The following is an 11,758-nucleotide window of genomic DNA, read 5'->3' on the forward strand; positions in this document are numbered from 1 at the left end:
ACGCCGGCGTAGGTAACCCGGGGGCGCGGCCTTGGCCGCGCCCCTTTTTTTGGGCGGCTTGCTTTGCCCCGGGGTGGCTGCTATCAAACCCTCCTGCCCGGGAGGCCCGAATGAGCACCGTCGCCACCTTCGAGATCGAATACCTGCAATACCTTGGCCAGGACGGCCGCCTGGTCCGCGAGGACCTGCCCGAATTCGCCCGCGACCGCCGCAACCTGGTCGAGCTGTTCAAGCAGATGCTGCTGGTGCGCACCTTCGACACCAAGGCCGTGGCCCTGCAGCGCACCGGCAAGCTGGGCACCTACGCCAGTTGCCTGGGCCACGAGGCCGCGCACATCGGCATCGGCAGCGCCATGCAGTACGACGACGTGTTCGCGCCGAGCTACCGCGAGTACGGCGCGCAGTTCATGCGCGGGGTGAAGCCGCGCGACGTGCTGATGTACTGGGGCGGCGACGAGCGCGGCAACGACTTCTCCGGCCCGCCGCACGACTACCCCTGGTGCGTGCCCATCGCCACCCAGTGCCTGCACGCGGCCGGCGCCGCCCTGGCCTTCAAGCTGCGCGGCGAACCGCGCGTGGCCGTCACCTGCGTCGGCGACGGCGGCAGCTCCAAGACCGACACCTACGCCGCCATCAACTCGGCCGGCGCATACGCCCTGCCCTTCGTGCTGTGCATCATCAACAACCAGTGGGCCATCTCGGTGCCGCGCAAGTCGCAGACCGGCGCCAAGACCCTGGCCCAGAAGGGCCTGGCCGGCGGCCTGGACTGCGTGCAGGTGGACGGCAACGACATCATCGCCGTGCGCGCCGCCATGGACCATGCGCTCAAGCGCGCGCGCAACGGCCACGGCGGTTCGGTGCTGGAACTGGTCACCTACCGCCTGTCCGACCACACCACCGCCGACGACGCCCGCCGCTACCGCGACGACGCCGAGGTGAAGGCGGCCTGGGAACGCGAGCCGATGTCGCGCCTGCGCACCTTCCTGATCAACGAAGGCATGTGGAGCGAGGCCGAGGAGGCCGCCTGGAAGGAGGAATGCGGCAAGCGCGTGGACGAGGAGGTCAACGCCTACCTCGAAACCAAGGTGCAGCCGGTGGAAGCCATGTTCGACTACCTCTACGCCGAGCTCCCGGCCGAATACGAGGCGCAGCGCGCCGACGCCATCAAGTGGGAGGGCCGCTGAGATGGCCGCCATCACCCTGATCGAAGCCATCACCCAGGCCCTGGCCTGGGAAATGGCCCACGACGACACCGTGCTGGTGCTGGGCGAGGACGTGGGCGTGAACGGCGGCGTGTTCCGCGCCACCGCCGGCCTGCAGCAGCGCTTCGGCGACCAGCGCGTGCTCGACACGCCGCTGGACGAAACCACCATCGCCGGCCTCACCGTCGGCCTGGCCTCGCAGGGCATGAAGCCGGTGGCCGAGGCGCAGTTCGACGGCTTCATGTACCCGATGGTGGACCACATCGTCTGCCACGCCGCGCGCTTCCGCTACCGCACCCGCGGCCGCCTCACCTGCCCGATGGTGCTGCGCGTGCCCTGGGGCGGCGGCATCCGCGCGCCCGAGCACCACAGCGAGGCGAATGAAGCCATCTTCACCAACGTGCCCGGCCTGCGCGTGGTGATGCCCAGCTCGCCGCAGCGCGCCTACGGCCTGCTGCTTGCGGCCATCCGCGACCCGGACCCGGTCGTGTTCATGGAGCCCAAGCGCATCTACCGCCAGTACAAGGAAGAGGTGCCCGACGACGGCGAGGCGCTGCCGCTGGACGTGTGCTTCGTGCTGCGCGACGGCGCCGACGTGACCCTGGTCACCTGGGGCGCGCAGGTGAAGGAAACGCTGGAAGCCGCCGAGGCGCTGGAGAAGGAAGGCATCAGCGCCGAAGTGATCGACGTGGCCACGCTCAAGCCGCTCGACTTCGACACCATCCGCGAGTCGGTCGGCAAGACCGGCCGCTGCGTCATCGTGCACGAGGCCGCGAAGACCGCCGGCTTCGGCGCCGAAATCGCCGCGCGCCTGGCCGAGCAGTCCATGTACGACCTGCTGGCGCCGGTGGAGCGCGTCACCGGCTACGACACCCACATCCCCCTGTTCCGCCTCGAGATGAAGTACCTGCCGAGCGTGGAGAAGATCGTCGCCGCGGCCAAGCGCACGCTGGCGGCGGGCTGAGGAAATCACATGAGCGAGAAGAAGCTGTTCCTGCTGCCCGACCTGGGCGAAGGCCTGCCCGACGCGGAAATCGTCGAGTGGCTGGTCAAGGTCGGCGACGTGGTGAAGCTCGACGAGCCGCTGGTTTCGATGGAAACCGCCAAGGCCGTGGTCGAGGTGCCCTCGCCCTATTCCGGCAAGGTGACGCGCCTGGCCGGCGGCGCCGGCGACGTGATTGAAACCGGCCACTGGCTGGTGGAAGTGGAGCTCGACCCGTCGCTGCCACAACGCGCCGAGGCGCAAGACACCGGCCATTCGCATGGCCACAAGCCCGCCGCGGCGCCCGCCCCTGCTCCCGCCCCCGTAGGATCGGCTTCAGCCGCGACCACGGCGCCCACGCAGGTCGCGGCTGAAGCCGCTCCTGCAGCGGCGCCGGCAGCCTCCTCCGACGCAGGCACGGTCGTTGGCGCCATGCAGAGCTCCGACGCCGTGCGCAGCGAACAGGCCGTGGCCGTTGGCGGCGTGAAGGCCATGCCGGCCGTGCGCGCGCTGGCGAAGAAGCTCAAGGTCGACCTGGCCCGGGTGCGCCCCACCGGCGCCGACGGCGTGGTGACGATGGCCGACGTGAAGCAGGCCGCCGCCGCGGGCAACGCCGCGCTGGGCACCGCGCCGCGCCCCGCCCTTCCCCCTCTCCCGCCCGCGGGAGAGGGCCGGGGAGAGAGCCCGCGCGCCGCCGCCGCGCCGCGCGCCGCCGCCAACTACGACGTCGACGAACCCATCCGCGGCGTGCGCCGCAACATGGTGCGCTCGATGTCGGCCGCGCACGCCGAAGTCGTGCCCACCACCCTGATGGACGACGCCGACATCCACGCCTGGGCCCCGGGCGAGGACATCATGGCGCGCATGATCCGCGCCCTGGCCGTGGCCTCGGCCGCGGAGCCGGCCATGAACGCCTGGCTCAACGCCAAGGAAGGCACGCTGCGCCGCCACGCCCGCGTGGACGTGGGCGTGGCCATCGATTCGGCCGAGGGCCTGTTCGTGGCCAACCTGCGCAACGTCGAACGCCTTGACGCGGTGCAGGTGCGCGCCGCGCTCAACCGCGCCCGCGACGGCGTGAAGAACCGCACGCTGCCGCCGGAAGAGCTGCGCGACTACACCATCATGCTGAGCAACTTCGGCGTCTTCGCCGGCAAGTACGCTACGCCGGTGGTGGTGCCGCCCTGCGTGGCCATCGTCGGCGCCGGCCGCCTGCACCACGCGGTGGTGCCGGTGCTGGGCGGGCTGGAAACGCACCGGATCATGCCCATCTCGCTCACCTTCGACCACCGCGCCGCCACCGGCGGCGAGGCTGCGCGCTTCCTGCGCGCCCTGCTCGACGACCTGCAGCGGGCGCGCTGATGCCGCACCACAGCCGGCTGGCGGGTTTCATCATCGATTGCGAGGGCGGCTCGCTGGGCGCAGCCGCGGAGTTCTGGAGCCAGGCCCTGGGCCTGCCCGTGGTGGACCCCGACGAGGACGGCCTCGACAAGTACGCCCGCCTCGACGGCAGCGCGCTGGGCCTGCACATCGAAGTGCAGAAGGTGCAGCACCCCTCGCGCGTGCACCTGGACATTGAAAGCGACGACATCGAAGCCGAGGCGGCGCGCCTGGTGGCGCTCGGCGCCAGCGAAGTGGCGCGCCCGCACCAGGGCCGCTGGATCGTGCTGCAGGCGCCCACCGGGCACCGCTTCTGCGTGGTGCGCGCCCGCGAGCCGCTGACGGCCGCGAACGCCACGTTCCACCCCTGAAACCCTAGTCCGGCGCCAGCTCGACGCGGTTGCGGCCGCGCCGCTTGGCCAGGTACAGCGCCTGGTCGGCCGCCTGGAACACCTGTGCCGGCGCGTGGCGCCCGGCCACGCCGGCCGCCACGCCGGCCGACAGCGTCACCGGCGTCGGCAAGTCGCTGCGTGCGGCGATCGCCTCGCGGATGCGTTCCACCACCGTCACCGCCGCCGCCAGCGGCGTGCCCGGCATCATCAGAAGGAACTCCTCGCCGCCGTAGCGCGCGGCCACGTCGCCGCCGCGCACGCCGCGGCCGATTTCCTCGGCGGCGATGCGGATCACCTCGTCGCCGGCGCTGTGGCCCAAAGTGTCGTTCACGCGCTTGAAGTGGTCGAGGTCGAGCACGGCCACCGAAAACGGCCCCGTGCCGGCCCAGCCCAATTCGGTGGCGCGCTGCAGGCCACTGCGGTTGAGCAGGCCGGTGAGCGCGTCGCGCCGGGCCTCTTCCTCGAGCTCGGTGTTCTGGGCTTCCAGCTCGCGCTGGTAGCGCAGCAGGCTCTGGGTGGTGAGTTCGCGCTCCACGAGCTGGCGCCGGCTCTCGAGCTCGCCGCGGCGCAGCTCGAGCAGCCGCACCACCAGCCGCGACAGCGCCCTGAGTCCCTCTATCTGCGCCTCGCTCAGTTCGTGCGGCTGGCTGTCGAGCACGCACACCGTACCCAGCGCGAAGCCATCCGGCGTGACCAGCGGCACACCGGCATAGAAGCGCAGGTGGTCCGGCCCGGTCACCTGCGGGTAGTTGCGAAAGACCGGGTGGGTGGAGGCGTCGGGAACCACCAGCACGTCGCCGGGGCTGCGGATGGCGACGTCGCAGAAGGCGATGCTGCGCGGGGTTTCCTCATCCTCGATGCCCAGGCTGGCCTTGAACCACTGCCGGGTCTCGTCGACGAAGCTCACCACCGCCTGCGAGGTGCCGCAGAGCGTGCTGGCCACCTTCACGACGTCGTCGTAGGCCTGCTCGGCGAGGCTGTCGAGGATGCGATAACGGCGGAGCGCGGCGAGCCGCGCGTCATCGCCCGGTGGCGGCTGGAAATGGGCTTCCGGTGTCGCGTCCATCGCAGGCCTCCGGTGCGTCTGCGTCCCAGTCTAGACCCCGCACGCCATCAATCAAGCGGTCTTCCTGAACCGCATGCCGCGCCAGGCCCAGGCCACCGCCACCACCAGCAGGAAGGCCTTGTAGGCCAGCAGGCTGGCCAGCACCTGGCGCCAGATCGGGCCGGCTTCGATGCTGGTGTCGGCGAACGCGTAGCCCCAGCGGCCGGCGAAGAACGCCGCCATGAAGGCCGTGGCCAGCATCGCCAGGTCGAAGCGGCGGCGCGCCGGCGACTTCTCCAGCGTGCGCGGGTAGAACCAGTACAGCGCGCCCAGGATGAGGAACCAGGGCAGGAACAGGATCAGCGCGAGGTCGGCGACGTCGGCCATCACGCCTCCTCCGCCGCGAAGGCCTCGAGCGCGGCGATCACGTCGCCGGCCTCGATGCCCTCGGCCAGGCGCGCCACTTCCGCCTCGTCCAGCCACAGCGCGTCGCCGCGGAAGGCCCGGGTGCCGGCACCGGCCTTGAGCGCGGCCACGGCCTGGCCGGCTTCGCGCGGCGAGGCGAAACCCGGGCTCACCAGCAATTCGCGCCCGAACGCATCCACCAGCTTGAAGTGGAAGCGACCGTCCTTCTCGCGATACTGCTTGAACACCGGCAGCGCCGCCTTGGCCTTCGCCTCCTTCTTGCCGCCGGCCTGCTCGCGCAGGTCGCGCAGGCCGACGGCGCGGCGCAGCTCGAGCATCAGCGGCGTGGCGATGGCGCGGGCTTTTTCGGCGCCGGCGCGCAGCACGGCTTCGATATGGTCGGGGCGCGCCATCAGTGCCTCGTACTTCCCGCGCAGCGGCGCCAGCTCGGCGTCGAGCAGTTCGAACAGCGCCTGCTTGGCCTCGCCCCAGCCGATGCCGGCGGCGAAGGCGACGGCGAACTCCGCCGTTTGCGCCGGGGTGGCGAAGGCCTGGTAGAGCTGGAACAGCGCCGAGCCCTCGGTGGCCTTGGGCTCGCCGGGCGCGCGCGAGTCGGTGAGGATGGAGAACACCCGCTTGCGCAGCTCGTCGCGCGGCGCGAACAGCGGGATGGTGTTGTCGTAGCTCTTGCTCATCTTGCGGCCGTCGAGGCCGGGCAGCGTGGCCACGTTCTCCTCGATGGCCGCCTCGGGCAGCACGAAATGCTCGCCGTAGAGGTGGTTGAAGCGCGCGCCGAAGTCGCGCGCCATCTCGATGTGCTGGATCTGGTCGCGGCCCACCGGCACCGAATGCGCCTTGAACATCAGGATGTCGGCGGCCATCAGCACCGGGTACATGAACAGGCCCGCAGTGACGCCGGCGTCGTCGTCCTCGCCCGCCTCGCGGTTCTTGTCCACGGCCGCCTTGTAGGCGTGCGCGCGGTTGAGGATGCCCTTGCCGGCCACGCAGGTGAGCAGCCAGGTGAGCTCGGGAATCTCGGGGATGTCGGACTGGCGGTAGAACCACACCTTGTCCGGGTCCAGGCCGCAGGCCAGCCAGCTGGCGGCGATCTCGAGCGTCGAGCGCTGCACGCGCGCCGGGTCGGCGGTCTTGATCAGCGCGTGGTAGTCGGCCAGGAAATAGAAGCTCTCCACGCCGGCGCGCCGGCTGGCGGCCACGGCGGGGCGGATGGCGCCGGCGTAGTTGCCCAGGTGGGGGGTGCCGGACGTGGTGATGCCGGTCAGGACGCGGGTCACGGACATGAAGGGGTTCGCTCGGGGAAACCCGGCAAGTTTACCGCCTCGGCCGGCCAACCCCGCGCCCGGGAGGGGAACGTTGTTTCCCGTACACCCACCCCGGAGACCACCGCCATGAAACGCCTCTTCGCCCTGCTCCTCGCCCTGTCCACGCTGCCGGGCTGCGCCCGCGCCGAAATGCTGGTGGACCTGCACGTGCTCGACCTCGAGGACAACCAGTTCCTCGTCCGCCACCCGCACGAGGGCCGCCAGTACATCGAAGGCCGGCCCGGCCACCGCTACGCCGTGGTGCTGCAGAACCTGACCCCGCGCCGGGTGCTGGCCGTGCTCTCGGTGGACGGCGTGAACGCCATCACCGGCCAGACCGCCGGCACCGGGCAGTCGGGCTACGTGCTCGAACCCTGGCAGCGGCTGGAAGTGCGCGGCTGGCGCAAGGACCTCTCCAGCGTCGCCGCCTTCCACTTCACCGCGCTGGGCGACAGCTACGCCGCGCGCACGGGCCGGCCGCAAAACGTCGGCGTGATCGGCGTGGCGGCGTTCCGTGAGCGCGAGCTCGAGGAAATCACGGTGTACGGCACCCGCGCCGAGGCCCAGGCGAAGGCCGGCGCCAGCGCCGATGCCGCGGCGCCGGCGATGGAATCCCGCGCGCCCGCGGCGCCGGTGGCGCGCCAGCAGCTCGGCACCGGCCATGGCGAACGCCTGCGCAGCGACGCCCGCCGCACGCGCTTCGAGCGCGAGAGCGACCGACCCGACCAGGTGATGTCCCTGTGGTACGACGCCACCGAGGCGCTGGTGGCCCGCGGCGTCCTCCCGCCGCGCTGGGACGCCCCCGAGGCCTTCCCGGTGGGCTTCACGCCCGATCCCTGAGCCCGGAACGACGCAGGCCGGGCATCGCTGCCCGGCCTGCGCCTTGTGATTCGAACGCGGCGAGGCGAATCAGTCGTCGCAGCCGCCCTTGCAGTCCTCGGCGGTGTCGGAAACCACTTCGCCGGCCTTCTTCACGTCCTTGCCGATACCGGCGATGGTGTTGCAGCCCGACAGGGCGAAGGCAGCCAGCAGGGCCAGCAGGACGAGGCGGGAACGGGTCATTTCGGCGGCTCCGGAAAGGGTTTTGGCGAGTCTATCCCAGGCCCCGGCCGGGTCAAGCCGGGCCCGGGGCGGCGCTCAATCGCGCATCAGCGTGGACTTGCCGAACAGGCTTTCGACCAGGTCCACGGCCAGCTTGCCGGTGCGGTTGTGCTCGTCGAAGGCCGGGTTGAGCTCGACGATGTCGAGCGAACCAAGCCGGCCGGTGTCGGCGATCATCTCCATCACCAGCTGCGCCTCGCGGTAGTTCGGGCCGCCGGGCACGGTGGTGCCCACGCCGGGCGCGATGGCCGGGTCCAGGAAGTCCACGTCGAAGCTCACGTGCAGGTGGGTGTTTTCGTCCACGCCCTCCAGCGCCTCCTCCATCGCGCGCTTCATGCCGATCTCGTCGATGTAGCGCATGTCGTAGATGTCGAGGCCGAATTCCTTGACCAGGCGCTTTTCGCCCTGGTCCACCGACCGGATGCCCACCTGCCGGATCTCGGACGGGTCGATCGCCGGCGCCTGGCCGCCCAGGTGCGTCAGCGCCCGCGGGCCCAGGCCGCACAGGCAGGCCACCGGCATGCCGTGCACGTTGCCCGAGGGCGTGACCGAACTGGTGTTGAAGTCGGCGTGCGCGTCGAGCCAGAGGATGCGCAGCTTCCTGCCGGTTTCGCGGCAGTGGCGCGCCACCGCGGTGATGCTGCCCACGCCCAGGCAGTGGTCGCCGCCCAGCAGCACCGGCAGCCGGCCCTGGCCGAGCTGGGCGTGCACGGCGTCCATCACCGCGCGGTTCCAGGCCACTACTTCCTCGAGATGGCGGTAGCCCTCGGTCGGCGGCAGCCACGGGTTCACGGGACCGCTGAGGTTGCCCACGTCCAGCACTTCCAGGCCGCGCTCGCGCAGGGCTTCGGCCAGCCCGGCGACGCGCAGGGCCTCGGGGCCCATGGAAGCGCCGCGGTGGCCGGCGCCGATGTCGGTGGGGGCGCCGATCAGCGCGAGCGTACGCGACAGGCTCATGGGGCGGCTGGCTCCGTGTCTTCCGGGGGAGCCGCAGGATAAGCCGCCCGGCCCCGCCCCGCCAACCGAGGCTCAGGCGCGCGGTAGCAGGCCGGCCACTTCGGCGGCCGCGGCCGGACGCCCGAAGTGGAAACCCTGCAGTTCGTCGCAGCCGATCTGGCGCAGGAACAACGCCTGCTCCTCGGTTTCCACGCCCTCGGCCGCCACCACCATCTTCAGCTCGTGGCCGACCGCGACGATGGTGCGGGCGATGGCCGAGTCGGCGCTGTTCTCGGGCAGGTCCTTGACGAAGCTGCGGTCGATCTTGAGCTTGTCGAGCGAGAACTGCTTGAGGTAGGCCAGGCTCGAATAGCCGGTGCCGAAGTCGTCCAGCGACAGCGACACGCCCAGCGCCTTGAGCTCCGCCAGGCGCACCTGCACGCGCTCGACGTTTTCCATCAGCGAACTTTCGGTGAGTTCGATCTCGAGCATCCGGCCGGGCACGCCGTGGCGCGCCAGCGCGTCGGCCACCAGGGGCACGATGTCCGGCCGCTGCAGCTGCTGGGCCGAGAAATTCACCGCCACCGTGAAGCCGCCGAAGCCCTGGTCCAGCCAGGCACGCAGCTGGCGGCAGGCCTCGTTGAGCACCCACAGGCCCACCTCCGGCATCAGGCCCAGGGCCTCGGCGATGGGGATGAAGCGGCCCGGCGGCACGCGGCCCAGCTCCGGGCTGTTCCAGCGCACCAGCGCCTCGAAGCCGGTGACGCGGCGGTCGCCGGCGTCGAGCTGGGGCTGGTAGTGCAGCTCGAGCTCATTGCGCGTGATGGCCTCGCGCAGGCGGGCGCCGAGCACCAGGCGGTCTTCCAGTTCCTGCATCTGGGCGGCCGAGAACTCGCACACGCCGTCGCGGCCCTGGCCCTTGGCGCGGGTCATGGCTGCCTCGGCGCGGCGCAGCAGGTCCATGCCCGAGGTGCCGTGTTCGGGCGAACGGGCGATGCCCACGCTGGCGGTGAGGAAGAGCCGGTAGCCGTCGCCCTCGATGGGCTGGGCGACGGTCGCGCGCAGGGCCTCGGCCGTGGCCAGCACCTGTTCGCGCGTGGCATGCGGCACCACCGCCACGAACTCGTCGCCGGCGAAACGCGCCAGGTAGCCGGGCCCGCCCAGCACCTCGCTCATGCGGCCGGCGAGGATGCGCAGGGCCTCGTCGCCGATCACGTGACCCATGGACTCGTTGATGGCGTGGAAATGGTCGAGGTCGATGAACAGCAGCGAGACCTCCGCGCTTTCATCGTCGAGCAGCCCGCCCAGCGCGGCCTCGAGGATGGGGAAGCGCGGCAGGCCGGTCACCGGGTCGTGGTTGGCGGCGTAGGCCAGCTCGGCTTCGACCTGGCGGCGCTCGGTGAGGTCGTTCTGGATGCCGACGAAATGGGTGAGCGTGCCGGCCTCGTCGCGCACGGGCGAGATGAACAGGTGGTTCCAGAACAGTTCGCCGTCGCTGCGGAAGTTGCGCAGGATGACGTTGCAGTCGCCGCCCCCGCGCAGCGTGCGGCGCAGGATTTCCAGCTCGGGCTGGTTCCGCTCCTCGCCCTGCAGGAAGCGGCAGTTGCGGCCGATCGCCTGCTCGGCGGTGTAGCCGGTCATGCGCTCGAAGGACGGGTTGACGTAGATGATGGGCATGTCCGGCGCCTGGGCGTCGGCGATGACGATGCCGTTCATGCTCGACTCGACCGCGCGCTGCAGCAGCAACAGCTGCTCCTGCGCGGCGCGCTGGCGGGTGATGTCGTGCGCGATCACCATGCGGCAGCGCTTGCCGTCGAGCTCGATCGAATGGGTGGTGATGTCGGCCCAGAGCAGGCTGCCGTCCTTGCGCCGGTGCCGCCAGACGCCGGCGTTGCCCGACCGGTTGCCCCAGCCGGCCAGGAATTCGCGCAGCCGTCCGGCCTCGTCCGGGTCGCGGATGTCCATCACCGACATCCGCTGCAGTTCTTCGCGGTCGTAGCCGTAGTTGGCCACCATGGCGTCGTTCGCCGCCACGAAGCGGAAGGTGGCCGTGTCGTACACCCAGGTCGGGAACGGGTTGAGTTCGAACAGCAGCCGGTAGCGGCGCTTGCCGTCCTCGATCTGGGCGATCTGGCGCGAACGCTCGGCGGCGTAGCGCAGCGAGCGCGCCAGCTTCTCGGCGTCGATGCTGCCCTTGACCAGGTAGTCGGAGGCGCCGGCGGCCAGGGCCTCGCGGTCCACTTCGGGATTGCCCTGGCCAGTGAGCATGATCACCGGGCGGTGCGCGCTGTGCTCGGCCACGGCCAGCCGCACCAGGTCCATGCCGTTGTCGGGGCCGAGGTGGTAGTCGACCAGGAACACGTCGTGCGCGTTGGCGCGCAGCGCGGCGACGCCCGCTTCCAGCGTGCCCACCCAGTCGAGCTCGAACCGGCCCTGCGGGTAGTCCGCCAGCAGGTCGCGCAGGATCAGGAAGTCCTCTTCGTCGTCGTCGACCACCAGGACCCGGAGCGGCGTGTCGTTCAACGCGTCGTCCCTTCCTGCGCGCCCGGCAGGTCCACCACCTGCAGCCAGTACTTGCCCAGGGTCTGCACGACCTCGATCAGCGCCGTGAAGGTCACCGGTTTGGTGATGAAGGAATTGACGCCGTCGCGGTAGCTGCGCACCACGTCCTCCTCGGCCTTGGAGGTGGTGAGGATGACGACCGGGATGCCGCGCAGGGCCGGGTCGGCCTTGATCTCGCGCAGGGCCTCGCGGCCGTCCTTCCGGGGCATGTTCAGGTCGAGCAGGATCAGGCCCGGGCGGGGCGCGGCTCCTTCGTCGGCGAAGTCGCCGCGGTGCTGCAGGTAGTCCATCAGCTCCTCGCCGTCGGCGACGAACTTGAGCGGGTTGCCCAGCCGGCACTCCGTGAAGGCCTCCTGGGTCATCAGGCGGTCGTCGGGATCATCGTCGGCCATCAGGATCGTGATCGGTTGCCGCGGTGCCGTCATCGCCACGTC

Annotated in this window: 12 protein-coding genes; 5 read left to right on the top strand and 7 right to left on the bottom strand. The window is 71.0% G+C overall.

What is annotated here, in order from left to right; all coding sequences use genetic code 11:
- Window positions 1-110: 110 nt before the first annotated feature.
- Genes pdhA through ACE3Q2_RS04620 form a run of 4 tightly spaced genes read left to right on the top strand, consistent with a single transcriptional unit; the run spans window position 111 to window position 3,932 of the window.
- Window positions 111-1,184 carry a pyruvate dehydrogenase (acetyl-transferring) E1 component subunit alpha gene (gene pdhA / locus ACE3Q2_RS04605; RefSeq protein WP_231696419.1) on the top strand — a complete coding sequence of 358 codons (1,074 nt, stop codon included), beginning with the start codon at window positions 111-113 and terminating at the stop codon, window positions 1,182-1,184.
- 1 nt (window position 1,185) lies between these two features.
- Complete coding sequence (locus ACE3Q2_RS04610) at window positions 1,186-2,166, top strand: alpha-ketoacid dehydrogenase subunit beta (RefSeq protein ID WP_374473128.1); 981 nt, start codon at window positions 1,186-1,188, stop codon at window positions 2,164-2,166.
- Window positions 2,167-2,175: 9 nt separating this feature from the next.
- On the top strand, window positions 2,176-3,543 hold the full coding sequence (locus ACE3Q2_RS04615; protein WP_231696421.1) for a dihydrolipoamide acetyltransferase family protein: 1,368 nt from the start codon (window positions 2,176-2,178) through the stop codon (window positions 3,541-3,543).
- Window positions 3,543-3,932 carry a VOC family protein gene (locus tag ACE3Q2_RS04620; protein ID WP_231696422.1) on the top strand — a complete coding sequence of 130 codons (390 nt, stop codon included), beginning with the start codon at window positions 3,543-3,545 and terminating at the stop codon, window positions 3,930-3,932. The genes ACE3Q2_RS04615 and ACE3Q2_RS04620 overlap by 1 nt, the downstream gene beginning before the upstream one ends.
- Before the next feature lie 4 nt (window positions 3,933-3,936).
- On the opposite strand, the gene ACE3Q2_RS04625 is transcribed toward ACE3Q2_RS04620, so the two are convergent.
- From ACE3Q2_RS04625 to ACE3Q2_RS04635, 3 genes are read right to left on the bottom strand one after another with little or no spacing between them, the layout of a single operon-like run.
- Window positions 3,937-5,019: a GGDEF domain-containing protein gene (locus ACE3Q2_RS04625; RefSeq protein WP_374473131.1), complete on the bottom strand. Its 1,083-nt coding sequence runs from the start codon at window positions 5,017-5,019 to the stop codon at window positions 3,937-3,939.
- Window positions 5,020-5,070: 51 nt separating this feature from the next.
- The gene (locus ACE3Q2_RS04630) at window positions 5,071-5,385 is read right to left on the bottom strand and encodes a hypothetical protein (RefSeq protein ID WP_231696424.1); all 315 of its coding nucleotides are present in this window, start codon (window positions 5,383-5,385) and stop codon (window positions 5,071-5,073) included.
- Entirely contained in the window at window positions 5,385-6,704 is a 1,320-nt protein-coding gene (locus ACE3Q2_RS04635) for a tryptophan--tRNA ligase (RefSeq protein ID WP_231696425.1), read from the bottom strand. The genes ACE3Q2_RS04630 and ACE3Q2_RS04635 overlap by 1 nt, the downstream gene beginning before the upstream one ends.
- A gap of 108 nt (window positions 6,705-6,812) precedes the next feature.
- Between ACE3Q2_RS04635 and ACE3Q2_RS04640 the strand changes: the two genes are divergently transcribed.
- Window positions 6,813-7,565 carry a hypothetical protein gene (locus tag ACE3Q2_RS04640; RefSeq protein WP_231696426.1) on the top strand — a complete coding sequence of 251 codons (753 nt, stop codon included), beginning with the start codon at window positions 6,813-6,815 and terminating at the stop codon, window positions 7,563-7,565.
- A 69-nt stretch (window positions 7,566-7,634) separates the two neighbouring features.
- Here the strand turns inward: ACE3Q2_RS04640 and ACE3Q2_RS04645 are convergent, their stop codons facing one another.
- From ACE3Q2_RS04645 to ACE3Q2_RS04660, 4 genes are all read right to left on the bottom strand, one after another.
- Complete coding sequence (locus tag ACE3Q2_RS04645; RefSeq protein WP_084062930.1) at window positions 7,635-7,787, bottom strand: entericidin A/B family lipoprotein; 153 nt, start codon at window positions 7,785-7,787, stop codon at window positions 7,635-7,637.
- 75 nt (window positions 7,788-7,862) lie between these two features.
- A complete protein-coding gene (rocF, locus tag ACE3Q2_RS04650) occupies window positions 7,863-8,783 on the bottom strand; it encodes an arginase (RefSeq protein ID WP_374473135.1) in 921 nt (306 codons plus the stop codon).
- Window positions 8,784-8,855: 72 nt separating this feature from the next.
- On the bottom strand, window positions 8,856-11,285 hold the full coding sequence (locus ACE3Q2_RS04655) for an EAL domain-containing protein (protein WP_374473137.1): 2,430 nt from the start codon (window positions 11,283-11,285) through the stop codon (window positions 8,856-8,858).
- A complete protein-coding gene (locus ACE3Q2_RS04660) occupies window positions 11,282-11,716 on the bottom strand; it encodes a response regulator (protein WP_374473139.1) in 435 nt (144 codons plus the stop codon). The genes ACE3Q2_RS04655 and ACE3Q2_RS04660 overlap by 4 nt, the downstream gene beginning before the upstream one ends.
- Between the last annotated feature and the right edge of the window lie 42 nt (window positions 11,717-11,758).

The sequence above is a fragment of the Arenimonas sp. genome, from assembly GCF_041913985.1.
Lineage (GTDB): Bacteria > Pseudomonadota > Gammaproteobacteria > Xanthomonadales > Xanthomonadaceae > Arenimonas.